Origin of the sequence: Inhella inkyongensis, from assembly GCF_005952805.1 — a bacterium.
Lineage (GTDB): Bacteria > Pseudomonadota > Gammaproteobacteria > Burkholderiales > Burkholderiaceae_C > Inhella > Inhella inkyongensis.
Genome location: NZ_CP040709.1, coordinates 1,507,479 through 1,527,004, shown reverse-complemented (window position 1 = coordinate 1,527,004; position 19,526 = coordinate 1,507,479). Strand labels below are relative to the sequence as shown.

At 66.8% G+C, this 19,526-nt stretch carries 17 protein-coding genes; 7 read left to right on the top strand and 10 right to left on the bottom strand.

Features of this window, described 5'->3' with window-relative positions; genetic code table 11:
• Positions 1–78: 78 nt before the first annotated feature.
• Entirely contained in the window at positions 79–783 is a 705-nt protein-coding gene (locus FF090_RS07440) for a DUF599 domain-containing protein (protein WP_138856118.1), read from the top strand.
• Positions 784–792: 9 nt separating this feature from the next.
• Here the strand turns inward: FF090_RS07440 and FF090_RS07435 are convergent, their stop codons facing one another.
• Both FF090_RS07435 and FF090_RS07430 read right to left on the bottom strand, forming a co-directional pair.
• Entirely contained in the window at positions 793–1,761 is a 969-nt protein-coding gene (locus FF090_RS07435; RefSeq protein WP_138856117.1) for a DnaJ-like protein C-terminal domain-containing protein, read from the bottom strand.
• Between the two features lie 83 nt (positions 1,762–1,844).
• The gene (locus FF090_RS07430; RefSeq protein ID WP_138856116.1) at positions 1,845–3,074 is read right to left on the bottom strand and encodes an acyltransferase family protein; all 1,230 of its coding nucleotides are present in this window, start codon (positions 3,072–3,074) and stop codon (positions 1,845–1,847) included.
• 113 nt (positions 3,075–3,187) lie between these two features.
• Here FF090_RS07430 and FF090_RS07425 point away from each other — a divergent pair, with 113 nt between their 5' ends.
• Both FF090_RS07425 and FF090_RS07420 read left to right on the top strand, forming a co-directional pair.
• Positions 3,188–4,252, top strand: a complete 1,065-nt coding sequence (locus FF090_RS07425) for a sensor histidine kinase (RefSeq protein WP_138856115.1) — start codon at positions 3,188–3,190, stop codon at positions 4,250–4,252.
• Positions 4,249–4,944, top strand: a complete 696-nt coding sequence (locus FF090_RS07420; protein WP_138856114.1) for a LytR/AlgR family response regulator transcription factor — start codon at positions 4,249–4,251, stop codon at positions 4,942–4,944. Before FF090_RS07425 ends, FF090_RS07420 begins: the two co-directional genes overlap by 4 nt.
• Here the strand turns inward: FF090_RS07420 and FF090_RS07415 are convergent.
• Both FF090_RS07415 and hppD read right to left on the bottom strand, forming a co-directional pair.
• Positions 4,941–5,480, bottom strand: a complete 540-nt coding sequence (locus FF090_RS07415) for a VOC family protein (protein WP_217503027.1) — start codon at positions 5,478–5,480, stop codon at positions 4,941–4,943. The two genes, FF090_RS07420 and FF090_RS07415, sit on opposite strands and share 4 nt — an antisense overlap.
• Entirely contained in the window at positions 5,477–6,523 is a 1,047-nt protein-coding gene (hppD, locus tag FF090_RS07410) for a 4-hydroxyphenylpyruvate dioxygenase (RefSeq protein ID WP_138856112.1), read from the bottom strand. Before hppD ends, FF090_RS07415 begins: the two co-directional genes overlap by 4 nt.
• A gap of 101 nt (positions 6,524–6,624) precedes the next feature.
• Here hppD and FF090_RS07405 point away from each other — a divergent pair, with 101 nt between their 5' ends.
• Complete coding sequence (locus FF090_RS07405) at positions 6,625–7,521, top strand: LysR family transcriptional regulator (RefSeq protein WP_138856111.1); 897 nt, start codon at positions 6,625–6,627, stop codon at positions 7,519–7,521.
• Here FF090_RS07405 and FF090_RS07400 read toward each other — a convergent pair.
• A complete protein-coding gene (locus tag FF090_RS07400; RefSeq protein ID WP_175423567.1) occupies positions 7,476–8,312 on the bottom strand; it encodes a M90 family metallopeptidase in 837 nt (278 codons plus the stop codon). The genes FF090_RS07405 and FF090_RS07400 overlap by 46 nt on opposite strands.
• A gap of 82 nt (positions 8,313–8,394) precedes the next feature.
• Between FF090_RS07400 and FF090_RS07395 the strand changes: the two genes are divergently transcribed.
• Complete coding sequence (locus tag FF090_RS07395) at positions 8,395–9,039, top strand: DUF2238 domain-containing protein (protein WP_138856109.1); 645 nt, start codon at positions 8,395–8,397, stop codon at positions 9,037–9,039.
• Here FF090_RS07395 and ilvB read toward each other — a convergent pair.
• On the bottom strand, positions 9,003–10,757 hold the full coding sequence (ilvB, locus tag FF090_RS07390) for a biosynthetic-type acetolactate synthase large subunit (RefSeq protein WP_138856108.1): 1,755 nt from the start codon (positions 10,755–10,757) through the stop codon (positions 9,003–9,005). The two genes, FF090_RS07395 and ilvB, sit on opposite strands and share 37 nt — an antisense overlap.
• A 108-nt stretch (positions 10,758–10,865) precedes the next feature.
• Here ilvB and FF090_RS07385 point away from each other — a divergent pair, with 108 nt between their 5' ends.
• Positions 10,866–11,315: an Lrp/AsnC family transcriptional regulator gene (locus FF090_RS07385; protein ID WP_175423750.1), complete on the top strand. Its 450-nt coding sequence runs from the start codon at positions 10,866–10,868 to the stop codon at positions 11,313–11,315.
• Here FF090_RS07385 and FF090_RS07380 read toward each other — a convergent pair whose 3' ends face one another.
• The 3 genes from FF090_RS07380 to FF090_RS07370 form a co-directional block, all read right to left on the bottom strand.
• Positions 11,316–13,037, bottom strand: a complete 1,722-nt coding sequence (locus FF090_RS07380; RefSeq protein ID WP_175423566.1) for a diguanylate cyclase — start codon at positions 13,035–13,037, stop codon at positions 11,316–11,318.
• Entirely contained in the window at positions 13,021–14,448 is a 1,428-nt protein-coding gene (locus tag FF090_RS07375) for an oxygenase MpaB family protein (RefSeq protein WP_138856105.1), read from the bottom strand. Before FF090_RS07375 ends, FF090_RS07380 begins: the two co-directional genes overlap by 17 nt.
• Before the next feature lie 190 nt (positions 14,449–14,638).
• A complete protein-coding gene (locus tag FF090_RS07370; protein WP_138856104.1) occupies positions 14,639–15,667 on the bottom strand; it encodes a sterol desaturase family protein in 1,029 nt (342 codons plus the stop codon).
• Between the two features lie 203 nt (positions 15,668–15,870).
• Here FF090_RS07370 and FF090_RS07365 point away from each other — a divergent pair, with 203 nt between their 5' ends.
• The gene (locus FF090_RS07365) at positions 15,871–17,097 is read left to right on the top strand and encodes a hypothetical protein (RefSeq protein WP_138856103.1); all 1,227 of its coding nucleotides are present in this window, start codon (positions 15,871–15,873) and stop codon (positions 17,095–17,097) included.
• A 48-nt stretch (positions 17,098–17,145) separates the two neighbouring features.
• On the opposite strand, the gene FF090_RS07360 is transcribed toward FF090_RS07365, so the two are convergent.
• The gene (locus FF090_RS07360; protein WP_175423565.1) at positions 17,146–19,479 is read right to left on the bottom strand and encodes a M14 family zinc carboxypeptidase; all 2,334 of its coding nucleotides are present in this window, start codon (positions 19,477–19,479) and stop codon (positions 17,146–17,148) included.
• Positions 19,480–19,526: the final 47 nt, after the last annotated feature.

Genomic DNA, 19,526 nt, shown 5'->3' with positions numbered 1-19,526 from the left:
TTGCAAAGGCAATGTGTTCGCCCCAAGCGAACACGAGCCCCGCACCAGAGGCACCAGTCCCGCCGCTACATTCCCCCCATGCCTCCCGCCCTCCAAGCCCTCTGGACCACCCTGCCCACGCCCGATTGGCTGGCTCTGGCCCTGTTCTTCGCCAGTTGGATCGGCTATGCCCTGTGGGCCAAGCGCAGGGCCTTGACCCAGCCCTCCATCCTGGCCACCACCAACCGCTGGCGCCGGCAATGGATGCTGCAAGCCACGCGGCGCGATAACCGGATCGTGGACGCGGCGATTGCGCAAACCCTGGCCGCCAGCCCGTCCTTCTTCGCCTCCACCAGCATCCTGATCATCGGCGGCTTGCTGGCGGCTCTGGCCTCGTCGGAACAGGCCAGCGAATTGGTGCGCGAAATCCCTTTTGCAGCGCGCACCAGCCTGCTGGTCTTCGACCTCAAGCTGGCCTTGCTGTCGGCCATCTTTGTGTTTGCCTTCTTCCGCTTTACCTGGAGCATTCGCCAGTACAGCTTTGGCGCCATCCTGGTGGGCGCCGCACCGGAAGCCGACCAGTACGACGAGGCCGCGCGTGCCGCCTTTGCCGACCGCGCAGGCCAGGTGATGGGTTTGGCGGCCGAGACCTTTAACGACGGCTTGCGCGCTTACTACCTCTCGTTTGCCGCCGTCGCCTGGTTCTTTTCACCCTGGGCCTTCATGGCCGCCTCGGCCCTGGTGGTCTGGGTGCTCTACCGGCGCGAATTCCACAGCGACGTGCTGGCGGCGCTGCGGCACTGAGCGCCCCCTTCAGGGCAACACCAGCCGCTCGCCCTCGCGCACCTCAATCTGCTCGACCTGGCCATTGCCCAGGCGATAGCGCAGGCTCAGGGCCTTGGGTCGCCCGCGTGCCGGGTCCACCCCCGCCAGCTCGTTGTTGACCTCCACATCGAGCCGCCCACCATAAACGCGCGACTGCAAACGTGCCGTGATGTTGACCTCGCGCCGCCCCTGACCATAGCGGGCTTCCAGAATCTGCAGACCACCCCGGCCATCGGGCCGGCGCGGCCCCATCGAGCCCTGGTCCCCGGACCAGCCACCGCGCCAGCCACCCTGGCCCCAATGTCCCGAATTCCAACCGCGGAACTGCGTGCCATCAACCACCGACCCTTCGGCGAATTCGAGCACCCGCTGCTGGCCTTGGCGGTCCTCGGCGTAAATGCGCAAGGTCTTGCGCCGCCCGGGGTGGGGGTCCACACCAAAGCTGTCATTGCCCATGCGGAAGCGGTAGTCCTGGGCGGCCAGATCGCGCAAGCGTGCCGTCACATCGACGTTGCGATCCGCCGTGCCGTAGCGGGCTTCGAGGATCAGGTACTGCCCATCATCGCCGCGGTCCCAACCACCCCGTCCGCGTCCATCACCCTCGCCCCAATTGCCGCGTCCCCAGCCGGTGAAGAGCGAACCATCCAGGGTGCTGCCCTCGCGGTACTCCAGCACACGCTCCTGGCCGTCACGGCCACGTGCATATATGCGCAGGGTCTTGAGCCGCCCAGGATCGGGGTCCACGCCCAGCGCCTCGTTACTCAAACGGAAGCGGTAGTCCTGGCGCGCCAGCTCGCGCAGTCGGTCTGTGACGTCCGCATGGCGATCCTGCGTGCCATACAGCGCCTGCACGATTTGCAGGTCCCCATCGTCGCGCCGGCGCGCCCACAGTGCGGGCGCACAGGCCAAACCCAGGCCCATCAACAAAAAACGGCGGGATGTAGCTGGATGGGGCACGGCAAGGCTCCTTCTATAAAAGCGCGATGCTAGGCCAACGCGCTAAGGGGCTTGCCGGTTGTCTTCCCCCTTTTGCTAGCAAGTCATTTGCGCAGCACGCCCTCCGGGACAGAAGACTTCATCCGGCCCGGAGCCTTTGGCTGAATGCCCACGCAGGCACGCAGGCCAGGAATGCCGCGCAGCAGCAGGTAGGCCAGCCCACTGACCACAAAGGTCAAGGCGATCAACAGCAGGGCTTCCTGGGCTGCACCCAGCTGCGCCGGCGCCAACACCTGGGTCAGCCCCACGATCACCGTTTGGTGAAACACATAGACGCAGAAAACCGCCCCTGCGAGGGCACGCATTACGGGGCCGTCGCGCCAAAAGAATCGCTGGGCCCAACCGCAGGCGGCCAGGATGGCCCACCACGCCATAAGGCACCAAACCCCTCGCATCAGCTGGCGCAATGCAGCAGGGGGCTCCAGCGCCTCATAAGCCTGGAAGTAGTGCACCAGCAAGCCCCAGGCCAGCACCGCCAAGCCCAGGCATTGCCAGCGCCAACGCAGGGCTGCCTCCCAAAGCCCCGCAGCGACACCCCGGCTCAACCACCCGAGTGCAAACAAATACCCGTATTGCGCATGGTTGTAGAAATCGCTCACCAGATCGTGCGTACTGGGGAAGCTGGGTAGCAGCACCCAGCGAAACAGCATCAGCGGCAGTGCGGGCAACAGCAGCCAGGCCCAAGCCGGCAAGCGCGCCCCGCGCTGAGGCCCCTCAGAACCGGCCGCACGACAGGCCGCCACAGCACTGAACGCGGCGGCCAGCACCGCATAGAGCCACAGATAGGGCAAGAACCAAAGATGGTTCCAGGTCGGCACCGTCAGGCACTCTTGCGCCTGGCAGAACGGCCCGCCCCTGAGGTAGGCGGCCCAGAAGGCGAAGTAATCGCCGCCACTGGGTAGCAACTGAGGGGCCTGGGTACGCAGCTCGAAGTAGGCCTGCGGCGGCACGATCACCAGCATGCCGAACACCAACGGCAGCAACAGGCGCTGGCTGCGCTCGCGCACCAGCCCCCAGCCGCCGCGCCGTGCATGCAGGATCTGGCTGGCAGCGCCCGCCACCAGAAACAGCAGGCCCAGTCGCCAGGGACTGGACAGCAACATGAAGGGCTCCACCAGGGGCGCCACAACGGCGCTCAGCGGGCTCTTCACATGCCAGTCCCAGCTCACGTAGTACATGCCCACGTGATAGGGGATCAAGAGCAGCAGCGCGACCACGCGCAAGCCGTCCAAGTACGCCAGCCTTGCGGCCGGTGGAGGGAATGATGAGGTCATGGCGCCAGCTTGCAGGCCCAGGCCAAACCTTCAGGGCCCGAAGGGGCGAACGGTGCACGGGCCGGGGCGGATGGTGGTTCTGGGCTTAGGCGGCGGTGCTACCTTCCCGGCCCATGCATCGCCCCACCCTGCCCCCTCTGCGCCGCTGGCTGCCCCACTACCTGGGTTTGCTGCTTGGCCTGGGCCTGCTGCTCAGCCTTGCGGCCTGGCAGGACTACCGCCAGGCCGGTGGCCAGCAGCACTGGGAGCCCTTTCTGTGGGAGTTCAGCTCGGTCGCCTGGGTCGGCCCGTTGGCGTTGCTGATTCACTTGACCATCGGGCGCATGCGCGACCTCGCCTGGCCCTGGCTATTGCTGGGGGCGCTCGGCTTCAACCTGCTCCATGTGAGCGGCATGTTTGCCCTGCGCTTTGCGGTCTACAGCCTGCTGGACCAACCCTACCAGCCCGATCCCCTGCCCGACCTCTTGCTGTATGAGGGCGCCAAAGACTTGGTCAGCTTTGGCTTGATCGTGGGCATCTCGCGCGGGATCTGGGCGGTGCAGCAGGCCAATCTGCAGGCCCAGGAACTGGAGCGCACCCGTCGCGAGTTGGCCGAAGCCAAGCTGGCGCGCTTGAGCGAGCAGGTGCAACCGCACTTCCTGTTCAACAGCCTGAACCTGATTGCGGAGGTGATGCACCAGGATGTGGAGCGCGCTGACCGGCTGCTGTGCGACCTCGCGCAGCTGTTGCGCCAGAGCCTGGCGGCGCAGGAACGCGGCCTGCACCGCCTAGAGGATGAGTTGGCGCTTGTCACGCCCTTTCTGCATTTGATGCAGACGCGCTTTGGAGCCGAGCGCCTGCAGGTGCAGATTGACGTCAGCCCGGAGGCGCGCGCCTGCATGCTGCCGGCGTTGCTGCTGCTTGCGCCGGTGGAAAACGTCATCAAGCACGATGTAGCCCGGCATCAGGGGCGCGTCCAGGTGCAGCTCAGCGCTCGCCGGGTGCTCGACCGTCTGCACATCCAACTGGACAACGACGGCGTGGATCAGCCCCCTCCGGTGGACGGCGGCCTGGGCTTGCGCAATCTGCGCGAACGCCTCGCGGCCCACTATGGCGATCTGGCGCGCGTGGACTTCGGTCCGGCCGATCGCGGCATGCGCCTGAGGCTTGAGCTGCCTGCCAGCCGAGACCTCGCATGAAGGTCTTGATCGTTGACGATGAACCGGCGGCGCGCGCTCGCTTGCGCCGGCTGCTGAGTGCGCATGCCGATGTGCAGCAAGTGCTGGAGGCGGGAGATGCGCCGCAGGCACTTGCCCTGTTGAGTCAGGACCCTGGTGTCGATCTGGCCCTGCTCGACATTGAAATGCCCGGCGGCAGCGGGCTGCAGCTGGCGGCACAGCTCCCTGCAGGCACCTTGCACGTCTTCACCACCGCCTATGACGCACACGCACTGCAAGCCTTTGAACTGGGCGCGCTGGACTATCTACACAAGCCTTTCTCAGCCGAGCGACTGAATCTCTGCCTCGCCCGGGTGCGGGAGCGGCTGGCCCGGCCTGCACAAGCGGCGGCTCCACCGCACTGGTGGGTGGAGACACGCAGGGGGCGGCTCCGCATCTTGCTGGACGAACTCGAGTGGCTGGCCGCGGCCGACAACTACGTCAGCCTGCACCACCCGCCGGAAAGCTATCTGGAGCGGAGCACCCTCACCCAGCTGTTGGCCCAGCCGAGCTTCCAGGCCCTGTTTCTGCGCGTGCACCGCTGTCATGCCGTGAACCCCCGCCACGTGCTGGCGTGGCAATCCCTGCCCAGCGGTGACGCGCTGCTGCGCATGCGCAGCGGCACGGAGCTGCGCGCCTCGCGCGCCTACCGGGCCGCACTGGAGCGGCTCTAGGAGGCCGAGAACTCCGCCTCGTGCAACCAGGCCGCCTGCTTCACGGTACGGCGGGTTTGGCCCCACTCCTCCATCATGGCCGGCGCCACCTCGCGCAGACGCTCCAGGTCACCGGGCTTGACGGTATTGGCCGCCAGTTCAATGCGGTGGCCGTTGGGGTCGTGAAAGTAAATCGACTGGAAGATCGCGTGATTGGTCGGGCCCACCACGTCCAGGCCCAGCGCCTCCAGCTTCGCCTTGGCCTGGGCCAAGGTGTCCAGGTCCGCCACCTGGAAGGCGATGTGCTGCACCCAGGCCGGCGTGGCCTCATCGCGCCCCATGGCGGGGCTGTTGGGTAGCTCGAAGAAAGCCAGCACATTGCCCCGACCGGCGTCCAGGAAGATGTGCATATAGGGGTCCGGCTCCTTGGTGCTGGGCACCCGGTCTTCGGAGATGGCCAGCAGCAGATCCATGTCCAGGGCCTGCTTGTAGAAAGCCACAGTTTCCTGCGCGTCGCGGCAGCGGTAGGCCGCGTGGTGAATGCCTTGCAACATCACAGAACCCCTCGCTTCTCTTGATCCTTTTCCAGCGAGCGGAACAAGGCGCCGAAGTTGCCTTCGCCAAAGCCCAGGTTGTTTTGGCGCTGGATGATCTCGATGAAGATCGGCCCGATCAGGTTCTTGGTGAAGATCTGCAGCAGATAGCCGCTCTCGTCGCCGTCCACCAGCACCTGGTGCTGCTCAATGCGTGCGTGGTCCTCGCGCACGCCGGGCACGCGCTCGAACACCTCGCGGTAGTAGTCGGCATCGATGTCCAAGGTTTCGATCGGACTGGCGGTCGGGCCCTTGAGCGCATCGAGCGAGGCCAGGATGTCATCCGTCAGGAAGGCCAGGTGCTGAACGCCCGGCCCCTTGTACTCGCGCAAGTACTCGGCGATCTGGTCCTTGTCATCCTTGGGCTGATTGATAGGGATGCAGAAGCTGCCATCGGGCGAGCGCAGTGCAAAGCTGGTCAGCCCGGTCTTGACGCCCTGGATGTCGAAGTAGCGCACTTCGGTGAAACCGAAGATGTGCTTGTAGAAGCGCGCCCACTTGTCCTGCTCGCCCGGGGGCACGTTGTTGGTCAGGTGGTCCACCACGGTGAAGCCCTTGTGAGCCTGGATCAACGGCTGCTCCAGGGCCACAAAGTCGCGCTCGTAGAGCGAGGGCTGCCCAGCCCGCGGCACATCGATGAAGTAGATCAGGCTCTCGCCAATACCCCAGATCGCGGGATAGGGGTGGTCCTTCATCGACGCCGGCACCTCCACCGCACCGCGCGCCACGGCCGCAGCCAGGGCGGCCTGTGCATCGTCCACTCGCCAGCCCATGGCGCTGATCGACGGGCCGTGTCGCTTGGCGAACTCGGCCGAGTGGCCGCCCCGCTCGTGGTTCAGCAGGAAATGGATGTCGTTCTGGCGGAAATAGTGAATCGCCTTTTCCGGGTGACGACGCAGCTTGGAGAAGCCGAAGGCCCAGAACAGGGACTCCAGGTAGTCCTGGTCGGGGCCACAGAACTCGGTGAACTCGATGCCGCGCAGGCCGCAGGGGTTGGAGATGCTCATCGCCGTAGAAAGAGAGGGAAGCCGCGAATGGCCCGGATTCTTCTCAGGGCTTAAATTCATGAAAAGCGAATTTCTTCGCTGAACATATTCAGATATTTCGCATGAAATTCGATCTCGAGGCCCTGGCAGCACTGGACGCGCTGGTGCGCACCGGCAGTGTGGCCGGCGCCGCCCAGGCCCTGCACAAGGTCGGTTCGGCGGTGAGCTACCAGGTGAAGAAGCTGGAAGATCAATTGCGCCTGCCCCTGCTGGACCGTAGCGGCTATCGCCTGCGCCTGACCCCCGAGGGCGAGGCCGTGCTGAACGAAGGGCGGCGCCTGCTGCAGCAAGCCCATCAGCTGGAAAGCCTGGCCCAGCAGCTGGCCAGCGGCTGGGAAGCCCGCCTGCTGCTGGTGGTGGACGGCATCCTGCCCTTGGAGGACAGCCTCAAGGCGCTCAAAACCCTGGCCGACGAGGGTGTGCCCACCCGGGTTCAACTCACCATTGAATTCCTCAGCGGGGTGCAGCAGCGTTTTGAACGCGACGAGGCCGATCTGATGCTGGTGAAGGACTACCAGCCCCAGGCCGGGGACCGCGCGCTGGCCCTGCCCGAGCTGGAGTGCCTGCTGTGCGTGGCCGCAGGCCATCCGCTGGCCCATTTGGGGCGGGCGGCCCGGCTGGCGGATCTGCACGCCCATGTGGAGCTGGCCGTGCGCGACTCGGGCGACACGCGTCAACAGCGCCCCAACGAGAGCCATCTGTTTGGCGGCGAGCGGGTGTTCTTTTTGTCCGGCTTCGTGGCCAAACGCCAGGCCCTGCAGATGGGCATGGGCTTTGGCTGGATGCCGCGCTATCTGGTGGAAGAGCCACTGGCCAGCGGCGAGCTGCGTGAGCTGGACTTCGAGGGTGGCTCGCGCTTTCGCTTCACGCCCTGGTTGGTGCAGCGCCTGGATCGACCGCTGGGACGCGCAGGTCAGCGCTTGGCCGAACTGCTCCAGGCCGCGGTGTCCACGCGGTAGTAGCGCGCCAGCTCGGCGTACAGAGCGGGCTCGGCATCCTGCAAGGCAGCACCCTGCTCGAAGAAATGCTCGCTGGCCACGGCAAAGAACTCGGCGGGGTCGGTGGCCCCGTAGGGGTCCAACAGGGTCGGCTGTCCGGCCGCCAATTGCGCTTGCAGGCGTTCAAACGCCGCCTGCAGCACCGTCGTCCAGCGCGCCTGATCCTGCCGACTGGGCTGGGGCGGCGCCCCATTGGCCTGGCCCTTGACCTGATCCAGCTGGTGTGCGAACTCATGCACCACCACATTGCGGCCGTCGTCGGCCACGGCACCGCCCTGGAGCACATCGTTCCAAGAGAGGATCACCTGGCCCTGGGCCCAGCTCTCGCCCGCCAGCGCGCGGCGCTGCTCCTGCACCACGCCCCCGGCGGCATTGAAGGGGCGATCCACCACAAAGGCGCCGGGATAGAGCAAGACCTGGCGCAGGCCCGGGTAGTAATCGCGCGTGGCGCCCAGCAAAGGCAGGCAGGCCTGGGCCGCGATGCTGACGCGCATCTCGTCCGTGACCCGCAGGCCGCCGCAGCCAATGATGGGCTTTTCGGCCAGAAAGACCTGGATCAGGCCCTTGAGCCGGAGCTGCTGATCGGCCGGCAGCCGCGCCACCAGCGGCACCCGGCGCCGCAGGATGCGCCGCCAGGCCTGCGGAAAGGGCTGACGCCGCAGCCGGGCTCGGCGCATCGAGCGCAACAGAGGATGGGCGATCTGCCAAAGCAAAAATGCCAGGGCCAACAGCAGGACTAAGAAGAAGGCCATGGCGAGCAGCCGCAGTTCAGGGCTCCCTCACTTGGGGTTGGTGGCGAGGAATGCAAGCCATGCGGGCAGGGACACTTCGGCCATGCATCGGCCTCCCCTCCACACCCCCACTCGCCCCGCCCTCGCCGCCGGCCTGGGCCTGATCCTGTCCCTGCTGGCCTGGTCGGCCTGGCAGCCCTTCGACCGCACCACCTGGTGGTTGGAGGTGATCCCGGTCCTGATCGGCCTGCCGCTGCTGATCGCCACTTGGTCGCGCTACCCGCTGAGCAGCCTGCTCTATGCGCTGTTGGCCCTGCATATGGCGGTTCTGATCCTGGGTGGGGCCTATAGCTATGCCCGCGTGCCCCTGGGCTTTGCGCTGCAGGATTGGCTGGATTTGGCGCGCAACCCCTATGACCGCATCGGTCACTTTTTTCAAGGCCTGGTGCCGGCCCTGCTGGCCCGCGAACTGTTGCAGCGCGGCACCTATGTGCGCGGTCGCCGCATGCTGGCCTTTGTCGTGGTCTGCATCGCCCTGGCCATCAGTGCTTGCTACGAGTTGATCGAATGGGCCGCAGCGCTGGCCCTGGGCCAAGGGGCCGACGAATTTCTGGGCACCCAGGGGGACAGCTGGGACACCCAGTCCGATATGGCCATGGCCCTGCTGGGCGCCCTGTGCACGGTGGGCATACTGGGCCGCTGGCAGGATCGTCAGTTGGGACTGGATCCGAGGCCCAACAACATCTGATGGTGGCCGGCGCCAGCCGGGATCATGGGGTAGCAGTTCTCCTCGGCCTGCACCTGGGCGTCCAACAGGGCCGGCCCCGGGGCCTGCAGCCAGCGCCGCAATGCCGCCTCCAAGTCGGCCGGATCTTGCACGCATTCGCCCTGCCAGCCGAAGGAGCGCGCCAGGGCCACGAAATCCGGCAGGGCCTCGGTATAGCTGTGGCTGTAGCGCGCCCCATGGTGCAGTTGCTGCCACTGGCGCACCATGCCCATGCGACCGTTGTTCACCACCAGCAGCTTGATGGGGCAGCCGTGCTGCCGCGCCGTGGACAGCTCCTGCACATTCATCAAGAGCGAGGCGTCGCCGCTCACGCAGACCACCAGGCGCTCGGGCCAAGCGATCTGTGCCCCGATGGCCGCGGGCAGGCCAAAGCCCATGGTGCCGGCCCCACCCGAACTGATGAAGCGGCGCGGCGCCTCGAAGTCCAGATACTGCGCTGCCCACATCTGATGCTGGCCGACATCGGTGGTGACGATGGCGTCTCGACCCCGCAGGGCCTGATTGAGCGCGCTCAACAAGGCTTGAGGCAGCAGTTGCCCCGCTTCCTCCTGGTAACCCAGGCAGCGCTGGGCTCGCCAGGCTTCGATGCGCCGCCACCATGGGCGCAAGCGCTCGGCCACAGGGCGCTGCGCGCGCACCGCGTGCAAGAGTTCGCGCAGCAGGCGTGCGGCGTCCCCCACCAGGGCCAGGCGGGTGGGCACCACCTTGCCGATCGCCGCCGCGTCGATGTTCAGGTGGATGAAACTGGCCTCGGGGCAAAAGTCCGCCAGCCGGCCGGTCACCCGGTCATCGAAGCGGCTGCCCACGGCAAACACCAGATCGGCCGCATGCATGGCCTGGTTGGCCTCCCAAGTGCCGTGCATGCCCAACATGCCCAGCCACTGCGGCGCGCTGGCCGGGCAGGCGCCCAGGCCCATCAGGGTCAGGGTGCAGGGGGCGTCGAGCTCGCGCACCAGGGCCGTGAAGGCCTCACAGGCCGCTGTCCCGGAAGCCGCCAGCCCCCCGCCGCCGTAAAGCACCGGGCGCTGGGCCGCCACCAGGGCCAGGGCCGCCAGCTGAACGCGGGCGCGCTCGGCCTCGGTGAGCGCGGCGACGACTGTAGGTTCGCCGCACCCCGCCACCGGCTCGCAGGGCTCGGCCTGCACGTCCTTGGGGATGTCCAGCAGCACCGGCCCCGGCCGTCCGCGGCGAGCCTGGCGCACCGCTTCGCGCAACAAGGCGTCGATCTGCGCGGCCTCGCGCACCTGGGCCCGCCACTTGGTGACTGGCGCGGCGATGCCCAGCGCATCGCACTCCTGAAAGGCCTGGGTGCCGATGGCCGACCGCGCCACCTGGCCGCTGATGCAAAGCAAGGGCACCGAGTCCGATTGGGCATCGAGCAGACCCGAGATGGTGTTGGCCACCCCCGGCCCCGAGGTGACCAGCACTACACCCAGGCGCCCGGTGCTGCGCGCATAGCCTTCGGCCGCATGCACCGCCGCCTGTTCGTGGCGGACCAGCACATGGCGCAGACGCGGCTCGGCATGCAAGGCGTCATAGAGCGGCAGCACGGCGCCGCCGGGATAGCCGAACACGGTATCCACCCCGGCCTCGATCAGACCGCGGATCAGCTGGTCGGCACCGCTCCAGCTTCGTGCCAAGGATTGGGAAGGAAGAAGGCTTTCAAATTCGCTGCGCATGGCGGCACTGTGCCCAGGCCTTCGCGGAAAAGGCTGCCGTATTTGCGCAGAATCCAGCGCTACACAGCAAATCCTCCTGCAAATATGAAATCCGGCGAAAAGCACACCTTGGATCGACTGGACCGGGCCATCCTGGCCCAGCTGCAGCGCGACGCCCGCATCAGCCTGGCCGAGCTGGGCAAGGCCGTGGGCCTGAGCAGCTCGCCCTGCTGGGCGCGCATCAAGCGCATGGAGGAGGCCGGCGTCATCGAGGGCTATACGGTGCGCCTGAATGCCGCTGCGCTGGGCCTGGGCGACACGGTGATCGTGCAACTGACCCTGGACAGCCATTCGGACGAGGCCCTGTTCGCCTTTGGCCGCGCCTTGGCCGACATTCCCGAGGTGCTGGACGCCTATCTCGTTTCAGGCGACTACGACTACATCATCCGCATCGCGGTGGCCGACACGCGCGACTACGAACGCCTGCTGCGCGAGCGGCTCTACAAGATCCCGGGCATCCGCCACAGCAAGAGCAGTTTTGTGCTGCGCGGGCTGAAAAACAGCCCTTTGCCACTCTGATCAGTCGCTGGCGCGCTGCATCCTGCCCTTGCCGGAGCGCTTGGCCTTGTACATGGCTGCATCGGCGCGCTGCAGCAGGCTCATGGCGTCCTCGCCATCCGCCGGCGCCAAGGTGTAGCCCACCGAGGTGCCCAACTGCAGGGTCAGGCCCTCCAGGCGGAAGGGCTGGGAAAATATGGCCAGCAGCTCGTCGCCCAGCCGCACGGCCTGCTCGGGTTGCGACAGGCCTTCGGCCAGCACCACGAACTCATCGCCACCCAAGCGCACCACCAGATTGACGGCGCGCAGGCTATGGCGCATGCGCTCCGCGACCGCCACCAGCAGCTGGTCCCCCACCTTGTGCCCGTGCTGGTCATTGACCTCCTTGAAGCCATCCAGATCCATCATGTAGACCGCCAGCAGGCGGCTCGGGCTGGCCCGAGGGATGGCTTGCTCCAACGCCAACTGCAGCCCGCGGCGGTTGGGCAGGCCGGTCAAGGCATCGGTGGCCGCCATGGATAAAGCCCGGTCGCGCTCGCTGGTCACGCGCAGGGCCTCGGCGTGCACCGCATGCAGGCGCAGCGCCAGCACGCGCAGGAACAGGATCATGTCCAGCGTGGCGCCGAACTGGAAGGCGTGCAGGGTCCAGAAATTGGCCGGCATCACCCCGCGAATGACCAGCACCATGATGGCGGTGGTGACGAAGTAGCCCAGCCAGGCCGCGATGAAGTACCACCCCACCGAGTCACCGCGGCGCCCCAGACGCAGCGCGCCGGGGAGGCCCATGAGCGCCGGCGCCAGCCCCAGGGTGCCGATGACGGCACTGACGGTGTGCACATCGATCAAATCGAGCGCATAGGCCCAGGCCACGGCCCCGAGCACCACAGCGCCGGCCTTCATCACCGGGCTGAAGAACCGGCTCTGCGCATGCGGGGCCAGCACCTCTTCCACGAACAAGAAGGTGCCGGCCGAGGCCATCAGGGCCCCGATGCCCGCCAGATGCAACTCAAACCACTGCAGATCGCCCCAGAGGTATTGGCGGCCGATGCCCCACTGGACGACCGAAAACAAAATGCCGCCGCCGATGAGCAAGGCGTACTTGATCAGCAAGGACTCCCGCAAGGTCAGCCATTGCGTCAAGGCATAGACCAGCAGGCACAGGCCCAGCCCCACCAACACGCCCTGCAGCATCTGCTCGTCCAGCGCGCGGTCCAGATAGGCCGCCTCCTGGTGCAGGAAGACCGGCAGGATCATGGCGCCCAAGGTCTCCACCCGCACCCACAGCTCGTGCCGCTGTCCGGGCTGCAGCTGCAGCAAAAGCGCCGGGGCGCGACCGGGCAGTTCCTGCCAGGCAGCCGGCTGCAGATTGCCCAGGCTGGCCTGCTGGATCAGCTGCCCTTGCGCGTCCAGCAGATGCACATCCAGCCGGTTGAGCACCGCGTAATCGACCTCCAGCACCCAGCGTGCGGTAGATCCGGCCGCCAGTTCAAAGGGGATGTGCAGCCACACGGCGTCACGCCGATGCCCCAGGGTGGCGCTGGCCGTGGTGGGGCGCGTCATCTGCGCCTTCTGGGCACGCGCGCCCGCCAGATCCAAGCTGCGGCTCGGGTCGCTCAACACGGTGATGGACGGCCAGGCCGGCACCGTGCCCTGCCCATCGTGCAACACCAAGGCCGCCGCCCCCTGCGGCAGCAGCAGGCCTAGAACCCAGGCCAGCAGCAGGCGCTTAAGCACCCTCAGCACGCGGCCCCCGACGCCCCAGCACACTCACCCCAAGGCCCTGCAGCCAGGCCGGCAGTGCCCGTTTGGGGGCCCACTGCTGAACTTGCTGCGCCAGATCAGCCTGCACGGGCTCGGGCAGGCGCAGCGGCCGGCTTTGATCGAGCAGGAACTGAGTCACCAGCTGCACACCGAGCAGGCGGCTGAAAAAACGCGAGAGCGTGAAGCGCGGCGCCACCAGACGCACCAAATGATCCAGGCCCAACACCAGGCCGCTGAGCAGCACAAAGCGCGCCCGCACCACCCAGCGGACCGCATAGTCCGGGCCCAGACCGATGTCGGTGGCGGACCGCGTCCCGCACAGGCGGCGCGTCAGCAGCACCGGAAACTGGCGCGCGCCAGCCCAGGGAATGCGAGTGGCCATCGCCGCCATCAAGGTTTGGCCCAGATCGGCGCGTGGGTCGACATCCACCGGTCGTGCCCGCCCCCGTGCCTGCAAGAACGCAAACAGGCGTTCGGCCTCGGAGTAGGTTTCTGTCATCAACTCGTCGCGCACGCCCACTGCGTGAGCCACGATGTTCCAGGCATGCATCATGGCCACTTCATCCTCGGCGGGCAGCCCCAAGCCCAGGCGGCGCATGCCACGCACATAGACGTAGCCAAAGGTCAGAAGGGTGTAAGCCAGCTCTTCCTGATTGCAAGGTTGGCCGGCCCGCTCCACCGGCCAACCATGGGCATAGAGCGCCTGGTGCATCTGCGTGCAAGCACCCGGGGCACCAATGGGCGCGCAACCCTGGCGCGCCGCCTCGGGGCCGCCGTCGATGGGCACACCGCGCAACAAGAGATTGCGCACCACGGCGTGGATCAACCGCACCTTGAGCACCTGGGCCAAGCCGCTGCACTGCGGATCCGTCAGGCCGCCGCGCTGCATCACCGGGAAAATCATCGCGGCCGTGGAGCGGATGCGATGCTCCGTGCGCTTTTCCAGTTGGCCAGTGCTATGCAGCACCTCGGCCAGATCGGGCACCACATAGCACTCGGGCAGGCTGGCGCAGAACAGCAACAAGCAAGACAACGGGCCCTGCTCAAAAAATATTTGCTCCGCCCGGCGCAGCTTCTCGCCATCGGCCCAGCCCGGCAGGCGCGCCGCCTGATCCAAATAGGCACGCAGCGGCGCCACCACCTCGGCCGGCAGGCCTTCGCCCTGCCAACTCGACAAATCGGCGTTGCGCTGCCACTGCGTCAGCGCCTCGTTGAAGGCCTTGAGGCGCTGCCACTGACTGGCGTGCAAGGTACCCAGGGCCTCGGCATCCGCATCGTCTGGGTCCGGATCCCACTCACCCAGAATGGCCGCCACGCAGGCATCAGCCAAGGGGTCGGCGCGCAAGCGCATGGCATCCCAGTGCGCAGCGTCATCCAGCAGGGTCGGGTTCATCAAAACACGCCAGCCATGAGTGCAGAAGGGCCGGAATTATGTGGGGCGGACACCTTTCGATACCGATGCCCCGCATCGGGTTTGCCCCGAGTCAAAGGACGCCCATCCCAAGCGGCAGGCCGCCTCGGGAGTCGTTGCTGATCAAGACTTCCAGGCGACGTGCCGATTCATTCATGTGCCCACGCGCTCCCTACTGAGCCAACCGGCCGCTGAGCCACAGCAAACCCACCACGCCCGCGCCGGCCCCTGAGAGCATCGCGAAGGGCATCGCCCCCGCCCACCACAGCAAGCCCAGGGTGGCAAACAGGGCAAGGAAAAACAGTGTTCCCGCCGCCAGTTGCCGGCTCGTCGAGAGGAGCGGTGCAAAGCGCGGTCGCGACAAATCGACCTGGGGCAAGCCACCACCCGGTTCCCACCCCGGCGGCGCCAGCAGCGCGCGCCACAGGCCGATCCGCCGCAGCGATCGCAGGCACTCGCCATAGCCCACGACATTGGCCCACAGGGGATCCCAACTGCGCAGCGGCTTGACCGTGCCATAGACACAAGGTTCGTCCTCTTCCTGGAAGCTGCCGAACAGGCGGTCCCAGACGACCAGGATGCCGCCGTAGTTCTTGTCCAGGTAGCGCGGGTTCACCGCGTGATGGACGCGGTGATTGCTGGGGGAACAGAACCAGCGGTCGAACCATCCCAGCTTGCCGATCTGCTCGGTGTGCACCCAGAACTGGTAGAGCAGGTCGATCAGGGCCACGCCCGCGAACACCTCGACCGGCAGCCCCGCCACTGCCAAGGGCAGATAAAACAACCAGCCGAGCAAGAAGTTGCTGCCGGTTTGGCGCAGGGCCGTGCTGAGGTTGTAGTGTTCGCTTTGGTGATGCACCCCATGCGCGGCCCAGAGCAGCGCCACCCGGTGCCCGGCCCGGTGCAGCCAGTAGTAACAGAAGTCGTAGGCGATCAAGCCCAGCAGCCAGACCCAGGGCGAGCCAGCATCCCATGACCCCAGCGCCCAGCGGTCCGCCACCCAGGCATAGATCCCGATATTGAAGAAGCGCGTGAACAGCCCAACGACCTGGCTCAGCATGCCCAGGCCGATGCTGCTCATGGCATCCGACCAGTCGTAGAGATGGCGCTGGCGCCGCCAAGCCACCCAGGCCTCCAGGGCGATCAGGCCCAGGAAAACCGGGGTGGCGAGGACGATGATTTGGGCGGGGGTGAAGGCCATCGGACCATGATCGCTGGGCCTGCCGGGCGCAAAGCTACGGCTTCCCCGAATGGCGCGTCGCGCATCTCGCATACTGCGCGCCCCGTTTATCCACCGCATTGCCCTTGATCCCGTCGCCGCCTCGCCCATCCAACCGCGCTGCTGCCCGGTGGCGCCTCAGGTCAATCCTGCGGATCGGGTTGGTCATTTTTTTGGCCGTTGGTTTGGCCACCTGGCTCTGGCCACCCGCACAGACTTTCGAGCCGGCCGCCGCCTCGCGCAGCGCCGAGGCGCAAATCCATCGCTCTGCGTCCACGGCCGCTCCGACGCAGGCCGCTACCGCCTCCAGCCCGCCGCCGACCGCTGAGCGTCTACCGTCCTCAGCCAGCGAGTTCAAGGGACCCTGGGCTCAACGGGATCGGGTCTGGTGCGGGCAAATCGACCAAGCCCATGCCGAGCCCAACGAGTCTGTGCGCGAGGAAAAAGTCGTGGCGCTGCACATCGGTCTGCTGCCCTTACAGCGCAGCCCGATTCGCGAGGAGCTGCTGGCCGACTGGGAGCGCCGGCTGCGCGCCCGGCCCGATGCCCTCCACCAGGCCCTGGCGGAACGAGTTTGGCTTCATCGCCAGGGCGAGGGAGACGACGGCGCTGGGCGACAGCGCTTGCAGTCGCTGGCGGAACGCAGCGAAGACCCGCGCATCGCCGGCCTGTGGGCCAGTTGGAGCTGCTCGCGCCTGCGCGGCGATTGCGCCCAAGCGGCTGCGCTGTGGCAACGCCTGGAGCCCACCAATCTGAACGCCCACTTGGTCCGACTTCCGAGCGAAGACGCACCCGAAGCTGAATTTGAAGACTTTGCGCGGCGACTTCTCGCCAGCCTAGGGGGTTTCGCACCCGAGCCTTGGTTCTTACAGCAACTCTTGGCGTTCGAAGCCGAATCAGGCCCGGGGCTGCGCCGCACCTTGGCCTATAGCACGGTGGACGAGCTCTTCCTGGTGCAACCGATGCCCGCATGGAGGGGACTCCTCAAGCGCTGCCAGCGCAGTTCGCAGCATGGACCGACGGGCGCCCGCTGTGAGGCCTTGGCCGAACACCTTTGGCGGCATGGCAGGGAGGCGCATGTCACGGAACGACTGCTGCTGCGCATGGTCAGCTCGAATCCGACACGGGCTCCGGTTTGGAAGGACCGAGCGCACGAAGCGCAGGCGCGCGCCGAAATGATCGAGAGCAACTTTGATTTGAAGGTCGCCTTCAATCTATGGGCAGCAACTTGCGAAGCCAAAGGTCCCTCTCTGGAGCGGATCCGCAAACGAATCTCAGAGGGCGATATCAGCTGGGTCAAACCCCATATGCCATCGAATCGAGACGGGATCTTGGCGCTGAGCCAGGAATATCGGTCAAGAAAAGGGCGCGGCTTTCTGGACGAAATGCCCGCGCCCAAGCCGCAAAACTAGCCCCCTCAGCGCCCAACCAGGAAGTCCCGCGCTAAAGGGGCCGGAACTTCAGCGCTCCAGCTTCAGCGAATAACTCCCCGCCCCCCCGCTGTAATAGCGCACCCGCACATAGCGCAGCGCCGTGCTGCTGCCCGTGTTGGTGCTGCTGGCCGTGTCGACCTGGCCTGCACCCAGGGTGCTGCTGGCCAGGGTGCTGCCGCTGCTGTTGTAGATGTAGAGGTCATAGTCCACACCGGCCGCGGCGCTCAGCGTCGCGGTCAGCGTGGCTCCGGCGGGCAGTTGCACCGAGAAGTAGTCGGTGTCGGTCGTGGTGGACAAGCTACCCGGCACGATGGCCTTGGGCGGCGTCACCGGTGTGGCGCTGGCGCGGGTGTTGTTGCTCTCCACCTCGTTCACGATGGTGCTGGCGTCCGTGATCACCACGGTTTGGGTTTCGGTGTTGGTGGCACTGCCGTTGCCCACGGTGAGCGAGACGTTGTAGCTGCCCGCCGCCGCATAGGTGCGGGCGGCGGTGACGCCGCTGGCCGTGCCGCCGTCGCCAAAGTTCCAGGCATAGCTGCTGGGGCTGCCACCCGAAGCACTGCCGTTGAAACTGCAGCTCAGCCCATTGCAGCTGGCCGTGAAGTTGGCGTCCAGCACCGGCGTGCCATTGGTGATGTTGAGGAAGGCCGCGCTGAAGGCCCCCCAGGCCCCGCCGGCATCGCGCGCCCGCAGGTACACCGTGTGCTTGCCCACCGCCAGCCCCGCCGTGGGAATGGTGGCCGTGAGGTTCTCCGTCACCGCATTGAAGCTGCCGTCGGCCGCCGCCACGGGCACGGCCACCGCGCCGGGCAGCCAGGGCGGCGTGTCGATGTAGTACTCAGCCGCCGCGATGGCCTGGGTGGCCTCGGTGCCGTTGGCGCTGCTGAACCGGGCATCGCTGGCGGCGGCCGTCAGGCTCACCGCCGTGCCGGCCGTGACGCCGCCACCTGAGGCCCCCTGCCCCAGGGCCAGGCTGGTGATGTCCGGCCCGGCCGGTGTGATGTAGGGCGTGCGCACCACCTTGGCGGCATAAATGAGCGCGGGCATGTTGCCGGGCTTGATGGTGTTGTTGTAGTTGGTGCAACTCTCGAAGAAGCTGGTGCCCAGTTCAAACGTGTAGGCCGCCACGCCCAGCTCGCCATAGCTGATGCCGTCGCTGGTGCCATCGGTGGCGTAGAGGCCAATGGACTGCTGTGGCGTGTAGCCGTTGTGGAAAGCGAATTTGCGGCCCAGGGTCTGCAGCGCCGTGCCATTGGGCGCCGGGGTGCTGGTGTCGCCCCAGGGCCAGAGCACCAGGCGGCTGTAGCTGTGGATGTCGAGGTGGATGCCGCTGGTGTCGGCCGGCGCGGCATCGGTCTTGTTGGGGCCGCGGCGGTCCGGGAAGATGGAGCGCACATAGGCCTGCAGCGATTGGATCTCGGGCTCGCTGCCGGCACTGGGGCCGCGGTAGGTCTCATTGCAGGCCGTGCCACTGGAGCCGGTGCCGCCGGTGCTGTTCCAGCCGAAGCTGAAATTCCGGTTCAGATCGGCGCCCCGGGTATTGGTATTGGCGCAGTAGTTGTTGTTGGTGTTCTTGCGCCAGGACAGCCCCCCTTCCGCGCGCTTGCGCCCGTCGGGGTTGGTGTGCAGCAGCAGGTGGACCTCGTGGTGGTCGAGGATCCAGCTGGCATCGGCGTCAACGCCATGGCCGTTGACCAGCCAGCGAGCGAACTCCAGCACCAGAGGCGCGGTGGTGTATTCCCGCGCGTGGATGGCGCTGTTGATGAAGAGCTTGGGCTTGCCGCCCACGGGCGCGGGCACGGCGCTGTTGGTGAGCTTGAGCACCTTGAGGTCGTAGCCGCCCGAGCCGGTGGTCTTCTCCCAGGAGTCGCCGATGTCGATCCAGCTGGCCAGCCCGGGCTTGGCGCTGACAAAGCCTTCCGCGGCGGCAAAGGTTTCTTCCACCGTCTCGTAGCAGCTGTAGCTGGGAATGGACTGAACCGTTGCCCGACCGCCCGAAGCGGCGCGACGCTGCAGGTCTTGCAGCAAGCCGTCACGCCGGGCTATGAAATCCTGGGCTGGCTTGAGCGTGAAGCCGAAGCGGCGCAGATCGGCCTGTTCCGCCGCGTCCAACTCCAGCACCAGATAGGGGCCGGGGTTCTCCAGCACCGCGTGGTGGTAGGTGATGGCGGCCTTGCGGCGCATGGAGGCGTCTGGGTGATGCAGCTCGAAGATCTGCGGCTTGCGCGCCAGTTCCTGGGCACGCAATTGGGTCATCTCGGGGCTGCTGGCGTGCTGATGGCCGGGGCCGGACCAGGCGGTGGGGCTGAGAAAGACCGCCGCCAGGGCGGCCATCAGAGGGCTGAGGGGGAGCTTTTTCATGGTGTCCTCGCAGGAGCAGGCAAGCGGCAGCCCGCCCCAGGCGGGCG